Source organism: Pseudoalteromonas sp. BSi20652 (assembly GCF_000239855.1).
Taxonomy (GTDB): domain Bacteria; phylum Pseudomonadota; class Gammaproteobacteria; order Enterobacterales; family Alteromonadaceae; genus Pseudoalteromonas.
In genome coordinates this window covers 1-19,195 of record NZ_BADT01000048.1, presented here as the reverse complement: position 1 = coordinate 19,195, position 19,195 = coordinate 1, and the positions used below count along the sequence as shown (strand labels likewise).

Here is a 19,195-nt window from a genome sequence, read left to right as displayed (position 1 = left end):
GTGTTCAAAAAAAAGTATTGCACTTGCTCATGCTTGAGATTCATTCTAAAACTCAAAAGAGAACATATCGTTTAATTGAAATGTTATACCAATTTGCATAAGTATTTAAGCAATTCAACGAATGAAATCACGCGCTAAACGATTGTCGATTATATTTGCTACGTTAATTGCCAGAAATGGAACCGTTAACTACTTGCGAGGCTCTGCAAGGCATTGGTGATGTCATTCATCCGGATTATTGTGACTTTACCATGAACCTGCGATATCAGATCACCGTTCTTATCCAAAACAACAATGACTGCTTCATCACTAGCTGAGGGCACACCTAACGCTTCTTCCATGACCTGTGAGTTAAGAATCCAAGTTTGATCGTGGTAGCGTTTCGGTACTTTTTCTTTTGCCCGGCCAATCGCATCCTCTTCCGACATAAAGAAGGGTAAATTGACAGCTAGGACGTCCCGAATCCGATATTTATCATGATCGATTTTTGAACGTAATGTGTTAACCCACTCCCGAGTGGATTTTGCGGCATTACGAGACGGCGTAAGTATGAGCAGTGTTGGTTGACCTATCAGTTTGTTACTGTCTACTTTTTCGCCATTGAGTGTTGTCGCTGTAAACGACGGCCATGGTCCATCGCCTGCAAAAGCGGACGGCCCGCATAGTGTTAGTATCGCAATAAGGGGGAGCTTAAAAATAAGTTTAAATGTTGAGTGGTAAAGTGTTTTGGGCTTTATTGGTCTGGGCATTATAGTATTCCTCAGGTCAGTGGTGGGGCGCAAAATATCAGAGCAAGCAAAATTCAAACACATAAGCAGTAGTATTCAGAGCAGACTCTTTTTCAAATTATCTTAGCTCTCACATCTGATAAGCAAACAGCAAACAGCAAATATACAATAAGCGATTGCAGAGATTTCATCTGTTTGCATTCGAACTTTTAGCTAGCTTGGTAGGTCGTTGTAATTTATTCATTGTTTATATTATCAAGTGCTTGGCGAACTTCATCCACAATTAAATTTTTTGCCAATTTTTCATCGATATCGGGCACATCCCAGCCAAAAATAGTGCGATATTTCTCAATCAAATTACTGACGTCTTCAATAATATCGTTGCGATGGGCTGCTAACTCTAGTTTTTCTATTTTAGCCATATTCAATTCACCTTAAAATGTATAGATAAATCTAGATTAGCCTTGTATTCATGCTACTTCGGTGCGATAGCGAACAGATTGAATGAGAATATTGCTGCAAGCTTTTAAATATAAACTCTATTAACAAAACAATGATTTATTGTTTGCCATCTTTAACTTGGAGCAAATACGTCATGTTACATACTCTGAATGATTTAAAAAATTTAGCCATTGATGCATCGGATGGAGATATTGGGCTTACCAAAGATTTTTATTTTGATGATAAACACTGGGTGATAAGATATTTGGTGGTTGAAACTGGCACTTGGATATTGAGCAAAAAAATATTACTTTCACCTATATCAATTAAAAAGTTGAATCAGAAACCACAGACGCTCACTGTTACAATTTCAAGAAAACAAGTTAAAAATTGCCCTGATATGGATAGCGAAAAGCCAGTTTCTAGGCAGTATGAGCTAGAATACATGCGATATTATGGTTACTCACATTATTGGGATAACACTGATATTTTGGGAGGTGATCCCGGCCCTAATATGATGTCACCTGGTAATTATAGTGTCGCACCAAAGCCTGATAACTTAGATGCACCAGATAATTTCGCAGATGTTGATGCTGCATTATCTCAAGATAATGATCATCATCTACGCAGTAGTAATGCAGTAACGGGTTATAAACTTGATGTCATAGACGGTGAACTAGGTCACTTACAAGGTATGTTGATAGATACCGACACCTGGGAAATTCGTTATTTGATTATTAACACCAGTAATTGGTGGTTGGGTCATCTGGTTTTGATTGCTCCCAAATGGATTAAAGAGGTGAGTTGGCCTACTTCTAAAATTTATGTTGATATGACGCAAAAGCAAGTGAAAGATGCCCCCACTTTTGACCCCTCAGTGCCTTTTAATCTAGAACATGAACAAAATTTGCAAACTCATTATGGTTGTAATGTTGAATAACAATATTACCTTTAAACGAGGTCTTTGATTGGTTTGTTTACGTTATTTAATAAGTATTCTTGTAGTAAGTCTTTTAATTCAAATACTTAATTTGAGAGTGTGGGTTCAAATCCCGACCTCTCTATCCATTAACAAAAAAGTCTAGTGCTTGTTTTTATTAAATTACCTAGCTTATATATTGTATGTTTTATCATCATAAGTTACGACCATAGTCTCTATTTCTAAGCTTTAGATCTTGGTGCATGCTTAATACATTAAAATTTATACTCTGTATTAAGGATTATTAGATGAAACATCAACTCGCAAAAAGCGTCGCGCTTTCATTATTGTCCCCGGTAATTATTGGCAGCTTGTTAGGATTGTATTATGCACTAACGCTACAGGGTGATTTCTTATCCGTATTTTTTCAACTGTTGATGACTGCTATCTCAAATGCACATATTGTAGGCTTAACAATGGCGGCCTTTGTTGTGCCAGGATATTTACTGATGTTTAAGTATTCTAAAGTTAACTATTCAGGTGTATTGACGCTTGGTTTGTTAGGTGGCGCTATATTTAGTTACTTATTAAGTGCCTCAACTGGCGAGATATTTTTAATCAATAGTGTAATGTCAGCATTCGCTGCGGGGCTGTTTTTATTTGGTCTTCGTAAATCAGTAAAAAAATAATCGCAGCATTATTGACCAAGCACGCTGATAAACGGTGCGATTTACTTTTTTTACCTCCAAAAGGTTCCAATTTTTCATGACAAAGAGTACCTTTAGCTACTGTATGTTTAATAAGAAGTAGTTTGGTATGCAAAAGCACGATTTTTACCAGTCATTAGTTAAGCAAACTGAATCGCTGATAGCTGGTGAATCTAATGTAATTGCCAATTTGGCAAATATAAGCGCGTTATTATTTACCTCTTTAGAAGATGTAAATTGGGCGGGTTTTTACTTCATGGATTCTCCTACTGAATTAGTACTTGGTCCGTTTCAAGGTAATCCTGCATGCATCCGTATTCCAGTTGGGAAAGGGGTATGTGGGACCGCTGCGGCAACGGCACAAACACAATTAATTGAAGATGTTCACGCTTTTGACGGGCATATAGCCTGTGATGCAGCGTCTAACTCTGAAGTAGTTGTACCTATCATGAAACATGGTAAAGTATTCGCAGTACTAGATATAGATAGTCCAAGTATTGGCCGATTTGATGCTGATGATAAAGCTGGTCTAGAAGCATTAGTAAAATGCTTAGAGGCGAGCTTGTAATGAAAGATTTGCTAAATGTTCAAGACTACCTGTTTGCCGTACAAGATGTTGGCGATTGGGAAGGCGAAGAAGAACATGTAGCGGAAACGCTCAATGATTTGATTCATATTGCTTGGGATCGTCTTCCAGACGAAGCAGAATGTGAATTTATTGATGAAACAATTAATGGTATTTGGGAACACCTTCGAGGTGATATGGCTGTAATTGAAGCTGACTTTGAAGAGCTGGTCGACTGGGTAATACACTACGTCGATTCGTCCCTTGATGAAAAGATGTGAAAAATAGGTTCTAAAATGGAAACCACAAACAAGCTAAAAGATATTAATGAAGTGTTGGAATTTTTATATGAAGAATTCCCGCAATGTTTTAAACAAAAAGACGGTATCAAACCGCTTAAAGTCGGTATTTTTAAAGATATCGCTGAGCGTATTGAAGGGTCTGAAAAAGTAAGTAAGACTCAAGTACGTCAAGCGCTAAGAAAATACACGTCTAACTGGCGTTATTTAGAGGCTGTTACTAAATCAGAGTTTCGTGTTGACCTTGATGGTAATCAAGCTGAAAAAGTAGAGCAAGAGCATATCGACCATGCACAAAAAGCATTGGAAGAAAGCCGCGCTAAAATGGCAAAACGAAAAAAACAACAGCGTCCTCGTCAAGATGCAGATTCTAAATCATTTAAGAAAAAACCAGCACATGCTAGCAAAACAGGTGATAAAAACGCACCTGCAGCTAATAAATCTGCTAAAGCCGCACCGGTTAAGCGTTCAGGAAAAATTGAACCTTTACCAGCAAGTGAGGTCAAGGTTAATAATAAGGTTAAGGTTAAACTTGGCCAAGCACTTGTAAATGCAGTAATCACTGAAGTAAACAAAGACGATGTTCATGTTGAATTAGTGACAGGTATGCAAGTTAAAACCAAAGCTGACAGCTTATACATCATTTAAGTTGTAAATAAATTAAGGAGTTGTGTATGAGTAAGAAGTTCAAGCTCATTCCGTTAGTTGCTGCCCTGTTTTCAGGTTCATTATTTGCTGCTGTAGAAGCCGTTACTATCAATGAATTGTCACTACTTAAGCAAGAAAGCCAACATGGTACTGCCAGCAAGCGAGTAGCTAGCTTATTTGCTCGTTCACACTATATACCAGTTCGATTTAACGATGAGCTTTCTAGTAAAGTTTACGATCGTTATATCGAATCCCTTGATTTTAATAAGAGCGTTTTTTTAGCAAGTGATATTGCTTCTTTCGAGCAATACCGTGACGACTTTGATAACGCTATTACTACCGGTAAATTAGAGTTTACGTTTGATATTTTTAACCTGAGCCTTAAACGCCGTTTTGAACGTTACGAGTATTCACTTACTCTTCTTGAAAAAGAAATGACGTTTGATAAAGAAGATGAATATTTTTTTGACCGCGAAGATGCAGCATGGCCTTCATCACAAACTGAACTAGATGAAATTTGGCGTGAACGGGTTAAATACGACGCTCTGCGTTTAAAAATGACGGGTAAAGATTGGGAAGGCATTAAAGAAGTGCTGACCAAACGCTATAAAAATGCAGAAAAACGTTTAGTACAATCTAATTCAGAAGATGCTTTTCAAATTGTTATGAATTCGCTAGCACGCAGTATTGAAGCGCATACGTCTTATTTATCGCCACGTCGAGCAGAGCAATTCAAAATGGATATGGACTTAGAGCTTGAGGGCATTGGTGCTGTATTAAGTCCTGATGAAGATTACACTGTTATTCGCAGCTTAGTGCCGGGAGGCCCTGCAGATAAAACAGATCAAATTAAAGCTGATGATCGCATCATTGGTGTTGCCCAAGATGGCGAAGAATTTGTAGACGTAATTGGCTGGCGTTTAGATGACGTAGTTGATTTAATTAAAGGTCCTAAAGGGACTAGGGTACGTTTGCAGTATTTAAAAGGTGTTGACGCTCACGGCGCACCTAAAGTTGTTGAAATCACTCGTGATAAAATTCGACTTGAAGATAGAGCGGCTAAATCAGAAGTATTTGAGGCCAAATACTCTGATTTAACAAGTAAAGTTGGCGTGATTGAAATTCCAGGCTTTTACAACAATCTTTCGAAAGATGTAAAAGTTGAACTGGCTAAGCTTAAAGAAGAAAAAGTTGATGGTATTATTATCGACTTACGTCAAAATGGTGGTGGTTCTTTATATGAAGCAACACAACTGTCTGGTTTGTTTTTTGATCAAGGTCCAGTGGTTCAAATTCATACCTTAAATAACCGTATAGAAGAGCAAAGAGACCGTGATGGCATAACTTATTACGATGGTCCGCTTACGGTACTTGTAGATAGATACAGTGCATCTGCATCTGAAATATTTGCAGCTGCAATGCAAGACTATGGTCGCGCGGTTATTATTGGCGAGCAAACCTTTGGTAAAGGTACAGTACAGCAACACAAAGGGTTGGGTCGTCCGTACGATTTATACGATAACGAGATTGGTAGTGTTCAATATACTATTGCGAAGTTTTACCGTATAAATGGTGGTAGTACACAGCATAAAGGTGTGATCCCAGATATATCGTTTCCATCAGCAATTGATCCTGCACAGTGGGGCGAAAGTAAACAAGATAATGCGTTACCATGGGATAGCATTGTTAAAGCGAAATACAAAAAAATAGGTAATTTAACACCTGTTATTACGTACCTTGAGAAACAACACGAATTACGAGTTAAATCAGAGCCAGAGTTTGGTTATGTATTTAATGACATTACCTTATACAACGAAGAGAAAGACCGTAAAACAATTTCTTTAGTTGAAGCTACGCGTATTAAAGAAAAAGATGAAGGTGAAGCACGTGCACTTGTACGTACTAACGAACGTCTAAAGCGCTTAGGTAAAGATCCGGTAGAAAACTTAGACGATTTACCTGAAGTAATTGAAGAGCTTGATCCATTTCTAGAAGAAGCTGCTCTAATAACTCAAGATTATATTAATTATGGTCGTATAGCTAAGAAGTAATACCCGGTTTTATCTCTATAAAAAAGGCGCTTTTGCGCCTTTTTTACTACCTATAAATTACTAAATTGTTATAATTACCGACTACAAAAAGTTGGGCTGATATCATGCTCCCCAATTCATGCGCTAAATGTGCTAAAAATAATAATTAAATACACATTAAATGTGTGTAGGAGTCTCTACTTTGAAGACATTGGAAGATAAACCAATTAAACCCGCCTCGTTTTTTGATGCACTTATTCCCATATCAGTTTTAATATGTTTATTGGGTGCAGCTGTCTATTTATTTGGTGACAGTTCTTCATCAGGTCCAAACCAAATAGCGCTGTTGTTTGCTACGTTTGCTGCAGCTTTAATTGGTCTTAAAAATGGCTATACATGGAAAAAGTTAGAACAAGCAATGATTGAAGGTATAACGCTTTCACTTGGGGCTATCTTAATTTTACTCATGGTGGGTGCTTTAATAGGCACTTGGTTACTTTCAGGGACAGTACCGACTTTAATTTATTATGGCTTGCAAGTAATAAACCCAAGTTGGTTTTATGCAGCGAGTTGTTTAATTTGTGGCATTGTAGCTATGAGCATTGGTAGCTCTTGGACGACAGCAGCAACGATCGGTGTTGCTTTACTGGGTGTTGCAACGGGTCTGGGACTTGAACAAACAGTGACTGCAGGCGCGGTTATATCTGGTGCGTACTTTGGTGATAAATTAAGCCCGCTATCTGAAACTACAAATTTAGCACCTGCTGTTGTTGGCGCTGATTTATTTGAACACATTCAACATATGCTGTGGACGACAGTCCCTAGCTTTGTAATTGCGCTTATTATATTTATATTCATGGGCTTTAATGCTACAGCATCTAGTGAGGCAGGGCGTATTGACGAGATCACTGCTATTTTACAACAAAACTTTAATATTGGTTTTGAAATGTTAATCCCGCTAATTGTGCTATTAGTGTTAGCTATTAGAAAAATGCCTGCTTTTCCAGCTATTTCTATAGGTGCGGTAGTTGGCGCTGTTTGGGCCATGTTGTTTCAATCAGATTTAATTGCCAGCCAAATTGATGTTTCTCAAGGACAGCTAGTTGGTTATTTTAAGCTTGTTTGGACTACGTTCTTTGATGGTTTTAGCATAAATACAGGCGATGATAAAATGGACTCGTTACTTAGTGGCGGTGGTATGTCAGGCATGTTAACAACAACATGGTTGATAATGACTGCGCTTATGTTTGGTGCCATTATGGAAAAAACAGGTTTATTAGATATTTTTGTTAAAAGTATTCTTAAAATAGCTAAAAGTACGGGGTCATTAATTGCAGCAACAATAGCAACATGTATTGGTACTAATGTTATAGCCGCAGATCAGTACATTGCAATTGTAGTACCTGGGCGTATGTTTAAAGATGAATACGAAAAACGTGGTTTAAAGCCTGTTAACTTATCTCGTACATTGGAAGATGGCGGTACAATTACTAGCCCACTAATTCCATGGAACACATGTGGAGCTTATATGCAAAGCGTTTTACTAATAAACCCTTTTGACTATGCACTTTATGCTTTCTTTAACTTAATCAACCCTGTTTTAGCGGTTATATATGCCTACTTAGGCATTAAGATTTTACGTATAAAGCCAAAACAATCCGCCTAATTTTAAACAGCTCCTTTTACGTAAAAGGAGCTGTTTTGGAGTATCTATGACTGAATCAAGTAAACCTCAAGCACAATATCTCAAAGACTATAAAGCTCCTGATTTTTTAATTGACCACACAGAGCTAACCTTTGACTTACAGCCATTATCAACCAAAGTAAGCTCTTTATTAACGCTTACACGTGTTGGTGATAAAAACACACCTTTAGTCCTTGATGGTATTGATTTACGCTTACTGTCTTTATCTATTGATACGGTTGATATAACTGATTATGAAATTATTGGCGAGCAGCTAATAATTAATAACCTACCGGATAGTTGCCAATTAAGTATTGTGACCGAGATATCGCCTGAGACGAATACTTCTCTAGAGGGTTTGTATTTATCTGGCGGTGCGTATTGTACACAGTGTGAAGCGCAGGGTTTTAGAAAGATCACTTATTACATGGATCGCCCTGATGTACTTACCACGTTTGATGTAACTATTATTGCCGATAAAAAGTATCTACAACTTCTTTCTAATGGTAATCAAGTAGACAGTGGTGAAACACAAGATGGTCGTCATTTTGTGAAATGGCAAGACCCATTTAAAAAGCCGAGCTATTTATTTGCACTTGTAGCGGGCGATTTTGATGTTTTAAAAGATACGTACACGACTAAAAGCGGCAGAGATGTAGAATTAGCATTGTTTGTTGATAAAGGTAATTTATCTAAAACGCCCCATGCTATTGCCTCACTCAAAAAGGCAATGCAGTGGGATGAAGAACGCTTTAATTTAGAGTATGACCTTGATATTTATATGATTGTAGCCGTCGACTTTTTCAACATGGGCGCGATGGAAAATAAAGGGCTAAACGTTTTTAATAGTAAATGCGTATTAGCCAATCAAGAAACAGCGACAGATAAAGACTACCATACTATTGAATCCATTGTAGGGCATGAGTACTTTCATAACTGGACAGGTAACCGAGTTACTTGTAGAGATTGGTTTCAGTTATCGCTAAAAGAAGGGTTAACTGTATTTAGAGACCAAGAGTTCAGTAGTGATTTAGGCTCTCGTGCACTTAACCGAATTGATGCGGTTAAAGTTATGCGTACACATCAGTTTAGCGAAGATGCAGGCCCTATGGCGCACCCAATTCGCCCTGAGAAAGTTATTGAAATGAATAACTTTTATACTGTAACTGTATATGATAAAGGTGCTGAAGTTATTCGTATGATGCACACATTACTGGGCGAAAATAACTTTCAAAAAGGCATGACACTTTACTTTGAACGCCATGACGGCCAAGCAGTTACCTGTGATGACTTTGTTAGTGCAATGAGTGACGCATCAGGGGTTAATTTGACACAATTTAAACAATGGTACAGCCAATCAGGTACACCGCGTTTAAATACAATTCAAGAATTTGATAGCAGCTCAAATACATACACTTTGACAATCGAGCAAGCAGCGCCGGCTAATCAGCCAGAGAATAAACCGCTTCATATACCTTTTGCTATTGAACTACTTGATGCCAATGGGCAAAGTATTGCTCTGCAATATAAAGATAAAAAGCTAGATCATGTACTTGACGTAACAAATACGACTCAAACATTTAGCTTTGACAATATATTAGAAAAGCCCGTTGCGGTTTTACTCGAAGACTTTTCTGCACCTTGTATTTTAAATCAGCAAACAACAGAGCCAGAACTATTGCATATTATGCGTTTTGCGCGCAGTGATTTTTCACGTTGGGATGCACAACAGCAGCTATTCATTAAGGCGATTAAATCTCAAATCACCGATGCAACGAATAGCGTATTAAGCCGAGAAATTATAAATGCGCTACGTGTACTTATAAACACTAAAGAGGGCGATTTAGCTTTAATTGCAGAGCTGTTTAAATTGCCAAGTTTTGACACGTTAGCCGCTGAATTTGATGTAATACCTGTTGATGAGATTATTGAAATAACAGAAAAATTTGAGCAACAAATTGCAGATGAACTTACTGATGAATTACTTAGTTGTTACGAATCTCTTGAAGATGATGGCAGTATAAGTGCTAGCTCCGTTGCGAATCGTGCTTTAAAACAAATCTGTCTGCACTACCTTGCTAAAACACAAAAGCCAGAGGCGGTAAGCTTTATTAAAGAAGCCGCAAGCTCGACTAATATGACCAATGTACTTGGTGCATTAAGCGCAGTAGTAAAAGCTTCACACCCTATTCAAGAGGAGCTTTTGAGTTATTTTGATAGCCAATGGCGCCATGATGTTTTAGTGATGGATAAGTGGTTTGCTCTGCAAGCGATGCAAACGGGTGAAGATGCAATTTCTAATATCAAAGGGCTTTATGAACATCCATGCTTTGACTTTTCTAACCCAAATCGCGTTCGTTCACTTATAGGAAGTTTTAGTCACTTTAATACATTGCAGTTTCATCGTATTGATGGCCAAGGTTATGCGTTATTAGGCGATTTACTTATTAAATTAAATGCTATAAATCCGCAAAACGCATCGCGTATGCTTACTCCGTTTATGTCGTGGAAGCGATACGACAATAAGCGTTCAGCAGCAATGAAATTGCAGTTAGAACGCTTAGCTAATTTGAATGGTTTGAGCGACGATTTATTTGAAAAAGTTGAAAAAGCTCTTAAGTAAATGATTGAGTATTATTTTAGTTTAAGACTGAGTTATAACGAGTGCATGGATTATTATCATGGTCGTTTCAGCTCAGTGCAAGTAGTGGAAGATGGCGGGAAAACAGTACGTTTTTCTGCTAATCACTTAAGGCCCTTTATTACTAGTTTGGGTATAAGAGGGCGTTTTAGAATGTTATTAACCCTCGAAAATAAATTTATTCGTATTGAACGAGTGGCTTAGCGTGCTGTTTTTATGTTATAAAATCATAAAAATATTGTCTTTTTGTTAATTTCAATTTGTTCTATTGTTAAATTACGTGTATAAATTATCTGGTAGGACGTCTTACCAATACGTAAGCGTCAACCATATAAAAGAACGTATCACTGATTGAATGCGAGTGTTTGTAATTTCACTGATTCGCTTCTATCGTTACGATTACACTAAAAACAATAACTTGATCACACAAAATGACCCGCGACAGGGGGAAACCAAAATGATAAGAAGATCGCTTTTTGTTAAAAATAAAATCGCTATAGGTCTAGCAGTTGCTAGCTTAGGTTTATCTACAGCGAGTACTCAAGCTGTAACATTTGAAGCTGGAGGTTTTGATATCACCTTCGATTCAACCTTTTCATATGGTCAAAGTGTTCGCGTAGAAGACAGAGACTTTGACATAATAGGTAAAAGTAATAATCCAGCGTTTGATTGGACTGGCTACAACCCAGCGTTAAACAACACTATTTACTCATCTCAAGATGTATGGGCACAACCGGGCTCTTATTCAAATAACGGTGACGCGGGTAATTTAAATTTTGATAGTGGTGACTCATTCTCAAAACTATTGAAGGGCACACACGACCTTTCAATAAATAAAGATAACTACGGTTTGTTCACTCGCTTCATGTATTTTTATGACTTTGCGTTGATGGATGGCAATCATGCATATTCAAATCCTACATCAGGCCAGGGTGTTGACCCATGTGACGATAAAGACACAAAGGCACAAAGTTGTGCTGACATTCGTTTATTAGATGCGTTTGTATGGGCCGATTTTGATCTAAACGATGGTAACAACCCTTTATCAGTTCGTTTGGGCCAGCAAGTAGTTAACTGGGGTGAAAGTACGCTTATATCTCATGGTATTAACGTAAACCCTGTTGATATTGACCGATTAAAAGCACCTGGCGCTGAGCTAAAAGAAGCATTCATACCTGTGGGCATGCTTTGGGCTTCACTTGGTATTACCGAAAACATTACACTTGAAGGTTTTTACCAGTACCAGTGGCAAGAAACGCGTTTACCAGCAGCCGGTACATACTTTTCTACTAATGACTTTGCAGCAGAAAATGGTTACCAGCAGAATGTTCAATTAGGCTTTACGTCTAATCCTGATATTGATGTTGCTTTTTTAACGGATAGTTTAAATAATCTAACATCTGATTTTGCATTAGCAGCCGCTGCGCAAGGTATTGATCCTTCTAGTGCTGAAGGGAGTGCTTTATTAGCTCAAATGTATCTGGCTTACCCAACTAAGGTTGCACTAAAAGGTAAAGGGGATAATGGTAAAACAGAGCCTGAAGATGGCGGTCAGTATGGTTTACGTTTAGGTGTATTTTTACCTGAGTTTAATGATACTGAGATTGCGTTATACCACGTGAACTACCACAGTCGTCGTCCACTTATATCAGGTCGTGTATCAAACTTTTCACAAGCTGCTATTGCTCAAGATCTAGCAATGATCATGACAACAGAAATTACGTCTGACAATGTTGCTGATTTAGCTGCCTTCTCAAAAGCTGAAAATGATTACCCTGAAGATATTAAACTATATGGCTTGAGCTTTAACACAACGATTGGTGAAACAGCCTTTGCAGGTGAATTCGCCTTTCGTCAAGATGAGCCTCTACAAATTGATGATGTTGAATTACTTTACACAGCTATGCCAGAACAATTAGCTGTTGCTGGTATTCGTCCTGATTTTGCGGGTATTTCGCAAATGAGTTTTGGCGATGACATTAGTTCAGTGGGTCCAGGTGAACTTGCTCAGGGTTATATTGAACGCGATACATCACAAATCCAATTTACCGCTACTCATTTGTTTGGTCCATCTTTAGGTGCTGATAGCTGGGCTGTTGTAGGTGAAGTAGGTGCTGTAAAAATTCATAATATGCCAGAATACGATGAGATGCGTTTAAATGTATCGGGTACTGGCCGTAGTGGCACAATTACAGGCCCTGGTACTACCGACTATTCAACATTACAGCTCGGTTTATCAAATGGCGCTGAGGAAAAGTCATTTGCTACAGCGTCTTCTTGGGGTTACCGCTTAATTGCTAAAGGCGATTACTTCAACTTTTACAAAGGTATTAACTTCTCTCCACGTTTTGTATTTTCTCATGACGTAAATGGTAATACACCTGATCCTATGTTCTTGTTTATTGAAGATCGTAAATCCTTGGGTGCGACCATGAACTTTAACTACCAAAATGCGTGGTCACTTGATGTGAGCTATAACTCGTTTTGGGGCGGCGGCGATATAAATACTTTCTCAGATCGCGATTACGTTTCTTTTAACTTAAAATATTCTATTTAGGGGTAACATTAGTATGATTAAAAAACCTACCCTCATCGCTACAGCTTTTTGTAGCTTGTTTGCAAGCAGTGCAGCTTTAGCTAAATTAAGCGCTGATGAAGTTGCTCAATTAGGTCAAAACTTAACGCCAATGGGTGCAGAAAAAGCAGCTAATGCTGATGGCTCTATTCCAGCATGGAATAATGGCATTACCTCAGTACCAGCTGGTTATGAAGCGGGTATGCATCACCTTGACCCATTTACAGCTGATAAAGTGCTTTTCACTATAGATAAAACTAATATTGAAAAGTACAAAGCCAACCTAAGTCCGGGTCAAATTGCTTTATTTGAAGCATACCCAGATACATTTAAAATGCCAGTGTATGAAACACGCCGTTCTGCGTCTTACCCACAGTTTGTTTATGATGCAACGAAAAAATTTGCCCCGACGGCTGAATTAATTGAAGGTGGTAACGGTATTAAAAATACGGCGATTGGTATTCCTTTCCCTATTCCTAAAACAGGTTTAGAGGCGATTTGGAATCACTTATTACGTTACCGTGGTCAGTCTATTGAGCGTTTTGGTGGTCAAGCTGCTCCAACTGCATCAGGTTCTTATAACTATGTTGGTTTTGATGAGCAATTATTAGTTAAATACTCAGACCCGAGTGCAACACCTGCAGAGCTACAAGACTCAAACATTTTGTTTAAATTTAAACAAAGCGTTACTGAGCCTGCTCGTTTAGCGGGTACTGCATTATTAGTTCATGAAACAATGGACCAAATATTAACGCCACGCCAAGCATGGACTTATAACTCGGGACAACGTCGCGTTCGTCGTGCACCTAATGTTGCATATGATGCACCAGGTACAGCAGCGGATAGCCTGCGCACTACCGATGATTTTGATATGTTTAACGGATCGCCAAATCGCTACAACTGGACGCTAAAAGGTAAGCAAGAATTATATATACCTTACAACAGCTATAAACTTCATAGTGATAAGTTAGAGTACGATGATATTTTAATGCCTGGCCATGTTAATCCAGAACATACACGTTACGAAAAACACCGTGTTTGGGTTGTTGAAGCTAACTTAAAAGATGATACACGTCATATTTATAAAAAACGTGTGTTTTATATCGACGAAGATAGCTGGCAAGTACAGGTTACTGATATTTATGATAACCGCGACCAACTTTACCGTGTAGCCATGGCTTATGGCCTTAACTACTATGAAGTACCTACACAGTGGAGTACGCTTGAGGTTTATCATGATTTGAATTCTCGTCGTTATTTAGCAATTGGTTTAGATAACCAAGAAAAAATGTACGATTTTTCAAAGTCATTTAACGATAACGAATTTACATCAAGCGCTCTACGCCGCGATGGTAGATAGTTATAAAGTAGGCATCTAACCAATAAGTTAGATGCCTTTTTCCTTCTCTCATCGCGTTTGTCTTACAGCGCGCAACGCACTCCCTAGTAAAAAGACAAACAACTCTCTCGTACAAGGCGATTAAAATTTATGAAGTATTTGGTATATGCCAGCCTGATAATAAGCTGTGCGAGTGTTGCACAAGAAGCCCCTAGGAATGCAATAAGTGCAACAAATTCAGCTAAAACTCTACTTACCGACATAACCAACACGGGTAATGGGTTAATTGCAGTAGGTAAGCACGGTACCATTATTAAAAGTACATCGGGTGAAAAATGGCAACAAGCTGAGCTAGTGCCAACTCAAGTGCTATTAACTGCTGTTGATTTCAGCAATGAAAATAATGGGTGGGCGTGTGGGCACGATGCAACAATTATAAACACTACTGACGGTGGTGTTAATTGGCAACTACAACAAACAAAACCAGAATTAGACAAACCCTGTTTAGATATTCTTTTTGAGGATAATTTGAAAGGCTTTGCAGTTGGCGCGTATGGCATGTTTTATAAAACCACAGACGGTGGTCAACATTGGCAAAAACGCTTTTTAGATTCGCTACTTTTTAGTGATGATCGTGATTACTTAAATGATTTAAAAGAAAATGACCCACAAGGGTACGAAGCGGAAACTGCTTCTATTTTACCGCATTTTAATCGAATAGAAAAAACAGACAATGGCTTAATGCTAGTTGGTGAAATGGGTTTAATGGCCAGAAGCATTGATGATGGTCAATCTTGGCAAAGGATTGAAGAAATTTATCCGGGTTCATTCTTTGCAGTTGCATCAGATAGCACACAAGAAATTGTGGCAGGGCTTCGAGGTAATGTTTTTGCAAAGCAAAATGGTGAACAGCAGTGGCAGCATTTCGAAAATGTTAAAACAGCGACGATTAACAACATCATTAATTATAATAACAAACAATGGCTTATGCTTGCCAACAGTGGCGTTATTTTTCATCTTCAAGATGGGTTACTCACCCATGAGCAGCTTGCTGACGGTAAAGCGATTCTTGATGGTGTAATTTTAGATAACAGGCTGATCATGGCTACAGAAGATGGCATTAAAGTGAAGGAGTTAACCCCTTAATGCATAAACTACTCGATTTTATTGAAAAGGCGATTTTTAGACATCGCTTAATTATGCTTATAAGTTTTGCACTTATAACCTGTTTACTTGTATTCAAAGCGACTCAAATTCAATTAGATGCATCGTTTAATAAAAATATCCCGTTAAACCACGATTATATGAAAGTGTATACCAAGCATGAAAAGCAGTTTGGTGGTGCAAACAGTATTTTGATTTCAGTGTGTGATGATAGTGGAGATATATTTAATCCAGAGTTCTTTACTCAGTTAAAAGCGGTTCACGATCAGCTTTATTTTATTCCTGGCGTAAATCGTCCTTTAGTTAACTCTATATTTTCACCTAGTGCTCGTTTTGTTGAGGTAGTCGAGGATGGCTTTGCGGGAGGCCCAATTATTCCTGCTAACTTTAAAGCAGACACGCGTGGTTTAGGCGTTGTAAAAGAAAACATCGAAAAGGCAAAAGTTGTCGGGCGTATGATTGCCAGCGATTATTCGTGTGCAATGGTAACGGCTCAACTTTTAGAAACTGATCCTCAAACACAACAAAAATTAGACACATTAGCTTTTGCACAAAAGCTAGAAAGTGATTTAAGAGATCCTTTAAGTACAGATAAAGTAAGTATCCATATTATTGGCTTTGCAAAAATGGCCGGTGATATAGCTGAAGGCGCAAAAGGGGTGGTCGTATTTTTTGCCATTGCTATCGCTTTTACCTTTATTATGGTTTGGCTATTTTGTGGCAGTTTAAAGCTGACTATTTTGCCTATCGCATGTTCCATTATTGCTGTTATTTGGCAATTAGGCCTGCTTTCAAGTTTAGGTTTTGGCCTTGACCCTATGTCTATTTTGGTACCGTTTTTAGTATTTGCTATTGGTGTAAGCCATGGTGTGCAGATGATAAATGCGATTGGTAAAAAAGTAGGTGAAGGAAAAAGTACGCGTATTTGTTGTCAGTCAAGTTTTAGGGCTTTATTAATACCAGGTGGTATTGCACTGCTTTCAGACACCGTAGGCTTTTTAACATTACTTACCATCGATATTGGTATTATCCGTGAACTTGCCATTACAGCGAGTTTAGGTGTAGCAGTAATTATATTTACTAATTTAATTTTACTGCCAGTTTGGGCTTCGTACATGAACTTTGAAAACAGTGTACATATTCAATCTGGTGATGCAGCAAAACCAAACATGCTCGATAAAATCCGCGACTTACTTGTCAAAGCAACGGATCCTAAAGTAGCAAAAATGATTATTGGTTTTACACTTGTTTTATTTGCTTTAGGCTACTGGCAAGCAGATAAGATGCGTATAGGTGATTTGCATGCTGGCGCGCCATCACTGCATCAAGATGCACGTTATAACCAAGACACGTTTTTAATATCAGACAAATACACTATTTCGTCTGATATCTTAAAGGTCATTGTAGAAGCGTATCCTGCAGCATGTACTGAGCATGATGTAATGGAGCGTATAAGCCGTTTTCAATATAAAGTAGAGAATGTGACTGGTGTGCAGTCTGCTGTAAGTTTGAGCTCTGTAGCGCAATCTGTTAACGCAGGGTACAACGAGGGCAATTTAAAATGGCAAAGCCTGCCACGAAATTCAGCAAGCTTAGTGCAGTCAACATCTCGAGTTGAAACAAGTACAGGCTTACTTAACGGTGATTGTTCAGTTATGCCAGTGATTATATTTTTAGATGATCATAAAGCACAAACTATCGATACTGTAATTAAGAGTGTTAAGCAATTTGCCCAAGAAGAAGGCACTGATAAATTAGCATTTAAATTAGCCTCAGGACCTGTTGGCGTAATGGCAGCGACTAATGAGTCAGTTTCAGAAGCGCAAATACCAATGATGCTTTATGTTTATGGTGCCGTTATTATTTTATGCTTAATGAGCTTTAGAAGCGTAAAAGCAACAATAGCTGTGGTGTTGCCTCTTTATATTGTATCAACACTTGCCCAAGCACTTATGGTGCAATTAGAAATAGGCTTAACGGTTTCTACACTACCTGTAATCGCCTTAGGTGTAGGTATCGGTGTCGATTATGGTATTTATATACTGTCGTCGATGATGGGGCAGCTTAAGCAAAACGTACCATTAAGTGTTGCTTATCGAAATGCGCTTGTTGAACGTGGAAGTGCGGTGTTATTTACCGGTATTACATTAGCTATTGGTGTGAGCACTTGGATATTCTCAGATCTTAAATTCCAAGTTGATATGGGTATACTGTTAACCTTCATGTTTTTAGTAAATATGTTGGGCGCAGTGTTGTTATTACCTGCAATTGGTAGCCTTCTCTGGACTGACCAGAAAAAATAATGTGAATACTTTTGCTCCTAAATGGCCAGTAATGGCCATTTATATCTATAATTTGTGAATAGATGACCAAATAGCTGAAATGCTTAAAATGTTTTCATCGAAAAGGCTGTTTATTAGCTGTAAAAGGGTTAGAATTTAACTGACTCCACACTAATAATACGCTGTACAAATATTCTGTTTTTAGCAGTAATAGATTAAGGAACATACAATGACACGAAATGAAGGCCAAGCCTCGGTTATCCTAGATAATGTCTGTAAGCTGATCCAAAAAAAAGTTCGCGCTGATAATGTGTTACTCGTTGAGAAATTCGCCAAAGCCTTGTACAGCAATATGTCTAAAGAGGATTTGGCAAACCGCAACGATAGTGACCTATATGGCGCAGCATTAAGCCTTTGGAACTCGCTAGAAAAAAATACTACAGATGACGCTGTTATCCGCGTTTTCAATCCAGAAGTGGCAAAAGATGGCTGGCAGTCATCACATACAATTGTAGAAATTATTGCTAAAGACATGCCGTTTTTAGTTGATTCTGTTCGTATGGCCATGACTCGCGAAAATATTGCCTCTCACTTATTACTCCATTGCCCATTAAAAATTAAGCGAGATAAAAGCGCTAAAATCTCTGGTTTATCAAATTTAAAAGCAGAGCAAGAATCTTCATCAACCAAAACAGTATTTTTTATTGAAATTGACCGTCAAACAGATTCTTCTGTGATTGAGTCTTTCAAGAAAGAGCTTGAGTCAGTGCTTGTTGATGTATCCGTTGCTGTTGATGACTGGCAACCAATCCGCAAAAAATTGATTGCAGTGACGAAAGAGTTACCTAAGCGTCATCATAATAAAACGAAAGACGAAGTTTCAGAAACAACAGAGTTTTTAGATTGGTTAGCGAAAGATAATTTTACCCTAATGGGTTACCGTGAATATGAGTTAAGCCCAATTCAAGGTGATTACCAGTTAAAAGGTAAAATGGAATCAAGCCTTGGCTTGATGAAAAACTCAACTGAAGAACACACACGATTATTATCAGAATTACCAGAAGTTGCTCGCCAAGAAGCACGTAGCAGCAACCTACTGATCTTAACAAAAACTAACTCTGTTTCTCGCGTTCACCGTCCAGCCTACATTGATTACGTAGGTATTAAACGTTT

15 protein-coding genes and 1 pseudogene are annotated in these 19,195 nt (G+C 38.2%); 14 read left to right on the top strand and 2 right to left on the bottom strand.

Annotated features, from left to right (window positions below):
• Nucleotides 1-185 precede the first annotated feature (185 nt).
• Both P20652_RS13600 and P20652_RS13605 read right to left on the bottom strand, forming a co-directional pair.
• Nucleotides 186-749: a hypothetical protein gene (locus P20652_RS13600; protein WP_008166741.1), complete on the bottom strand. Its 564-nt coding sequence runs from the start codon at nt 747-749 to the stop codon at nt 186-188.
• 215 nt (nt 750-964) lie between these two features.
• The gene (locus P20652_RS13605) at nt 965-1,150 is read right to left on the bottom strand and encodes a hypothetical protein (protein WP_008166739.1); all 186 of its coding nucleotides are present in this window, start codon (nt 1,148-1,150) and stop codon (nt 965-967) included.
• 173 nt (nt 1,151-1,323) lie between these two features.
• Between P20652_RS13605 and P20652_RS13610 the strand changes: the two genes are divergently transcribed.
• From P20652_RS13610 to P20652_RS17565, 14 genes and pseudogenes are all read left to right on the top strand, one after another.
• Nucleotides 1,324-2,109 (top strand): PRC-barrel domain-containing protein, encoded by a 786-nt coding sequence (locus P20652_RS13610; protein WP_008166737.1) that lies wholly within the window; start codon nt 1,324-1,326, stop codon nt 2,107-2,109.
• Between the two features lie 287 nt (nt 2,110-2,396).
• Nucleotides 2,397-2,777, top strand: a complete 381-nt coding sequence (locus tag P20652_RS13615; protein WP_007586920.1) for a hypothetical protein — start codon at nt 2,397-2,399, stop codon at nt 2,775-2,777.
• Between the two features lie 127 nt (nt 2,778-2,904).
• Nucleotides 2,905-3,363, top strand: a complete 459-nt coding sequence (locus P20652_RS13620; protein WP_008166735.1) for a GAF domain-containing protein — start codon at nt 2,905-2,907, stop codon at nt 3,361-3,363.
• Nucleotides 3,363-3,641, top strand: coding sequence for a hypothetical protein (locus tag P20652_RS13625; RefSeq protein ID WP_008166732.1), 279 nt, complete (start codon nt 3,363-3,365; stop codon nt 3,639-3,641). The genes P20652_RS13620 and P20652_RS13625 overlap by 1 nt, the downstream gene beginning before the upstream one ends.
• Nucleotides 3,642-3,656: 15 nt before the next feature.
• Nucleotides 3,657-4,307, top strand: coding sequence for an RNA chaperone ProQ (gene proQ / locus P20652_RS13630; protein WP_008166730.1), 651 nt, complete (start codon nt 3,657-3,659; stop codon nt 4,305-4,307).
• Nucleotides 4,308-4,333: 26 nt separating this feature from the next.
• Nucleotides 4,334-6,358 carry a carboxy terminal-processing peptidase gene (gene prc, locus P20652_RS13635; protein WP_008166728.1) on the top strand — a complete coding sequence of 675 codons (2,025 nt, stop codon included), beginning with the start codon at nt 4,334-4,336 and terminating at the stop codon, nt 6,356-6,358.
• A gap of 181 nt (nt 6,359-6,539) precedes the next feature.
• Complete coding sequence (nhaC, locus tag P20652_RS13640; RefSeq protein ID WP_008166726.1) at nt 6,540-8,003, top strand: Na+/H+ antiporter NhaC; 1,464 nt, start codon at nt 6,540-6,542, stop codon at nt 8,001-8,003.
• A gap of 46 nt (nt 8,004-8,049) precedes the next feature.
• The gene (pepN, locus tag P20652_RS13645; RefSeq protein ID WP_008166724.1) at nt 8,050-10,644 is read left to right on the top strand and encodes an aminopeptidase N; all 2,595 of its coding nucleotides are present in this window, start codon (nt 8,050-8,052) and stop codon (nt 10,642-10,644) included.
• Nucleotides 10,645-10,866 (top strand): DUF2835 domain-containing protein, encoded by a 222-nt coding sequence (locus tag P20652_RS17570; protein ID WP_033017172.1) that lies wholly within the window; start codon nt 10,645-10,647, stop codon nt 10,864-10,866.
• 253 nt (nt 10,867-11,119) lie between these two features.
• Nucleotides 11,120-13,219 (top strand): DUF1302 domain-containing protein, encoded by a 2,100-nt coding sequence (locus P20652_RS13650; RefSeq protein ID WP_008166720.1) that lies wholly within the window; start codon nt 11,120-11,122, stop codon nt 13,217-13,219.
• A 13-nt stretch (nt 13,220-13,232) separates the two neighbouring features.
• Nucleotides 13,233-14,597 (top strand): DUF1329 domain-containing protein, encoded by a 1,365-nt coding sequence (locus P20652_RS13655; RefSeq protein ID WP_008166718.1) that lies wholly within the window; start codon nt 13,233-13,235, stop codon nt 14,595-14,597.
• A gap of 129 nt (nt 14,598-14,726) precedes the next feature.
• Nucleotides 14,727-15,722 (top strand): YCF48-related protein, encoded by a 996-nt coding sequence (locus P20652_RS13660; RefSeq protein WP_008166717.1) that lies wholly within the window; start codon nt 14,727-14,729, stop codon nt 15,720-15,722.
• Nucleotides 15,722-18,043 carry an RND family transporter gene (locus P20652_RS13665; protein WP_008166714.1) on the top strand — a complete coding sequence of 774 codons (2,322 nt, stop codon included), beginning with the start codon at nt 15,722-15,724 and terminating at the stop codon, nt 18,041-18,043. The genes P20652_RS13660 and P20652_RS13665 overlap by 1 nt, the downstream gene beginning before the upstream one ends.
• Nucleotides 18,044-18,251: 208 nt before the next feature.
• Nucleotides 18,252-19,195 (top strand): annotated as a pseudogene (locus P20652_RS17565) (NAD-glutamate dehydrogenase domain-containing protein); the annotation flags it as partial.

Bases quoted from the DNA above. Each gene is read 5' to 3' on its own strand.
- P20652_RS13600 (WP_008166741.1), bottom strand. From the start codon at position 749: ATGCCCAGACCAATAAAGCCCAAAACACTTTACCACTCAACATTTAAA.
- P20652_RS13605 (WP_008166739.1), bottom strand. From the start codon at position 1,150: ATGGCTAAAATAGAAAAACTAGAGTTAGCAGCCCATCGCAACGATATT.
- P20652_RS13610 (WP_008166737.1), top strand. From the start codon at position 1,324: ATGTTACATACTCTGAATGATTTAAAAAATTTAGCCATTGATGCATCG.
- P20652_RS13615 (WP_007586920.1), top strand. From the start codon at position 2,397: ATGAAACATCAACTCGCAAAAAGCGTCGCGCTTTCATTATTGTCCCCG.
- P20652_RS13620 (WP_008166735.1), top strand. From the start codon at position 2,905: ATGCAAAAGCACGATTTTTACCAGTCATTAGTTAAGCAAACTGAATCG.
- P20652_RS13625 (WP_008166732.1), top strand. From the start codon at position 3,363: ATGAAAGATTTGCTAAATGTTCAAGACTACCTGTTTGCCGTACAAGAT.
- proQ (WP_008166730.1), top strand. From the start codon at position 3,657: ATGGAAACCACAAACAAGCTAAAAGATATTAATGAAGTGTTGGAATTT.
- prc (WP_008166728.1), top strand. From the start codon at position 4,334: ATGAGTAAGAAGTTCAAGCTCATTCCGTTAGTTGCTGCCCTGTTTTCA.
- pepN (WP_008166724.1), top strand. From the start codon at position 8,050: ATGACTGAATCAAGTAAACCTCAAGCACAATATCTCAAAGACTATAAA.
- P20652_RS17570 (WP_033017172.1), top strand. From the start codon at position 10,645: ATGATTGAGTATTATTTTAGTTTAAGACTGAGTTATAACGAGTGCATG.
- P20652_RS13650 (WP_008166720.1), top strand. From the start codon at position 11,120: ATGATAAGAAGATCGCTTTTTGTTAAAAATAAAATCGCTATAGGTCTA.
- P20652_RS13655 (WP_008166718.1), top strand. From the start codon at position 13,233: ATGATTAAAAAACCTACCCTCATCGCTACAGCTTTTTGTAGCTTGTTT.
- P20652_RS13660 (WP_008166717.1), top strand. From the start codon at position 14,727: ATGAAGTATTTGGTATATGCCAGCCTGATAATAAGCTGTGCGAGTGTT.
- P20652_RS13665 (WP_008166714.1), top strand. From the start codon at position 15,722: ATGCATAAACTACTCGATTTTATTGAAAAGGCGATTTTTAGACATCGC.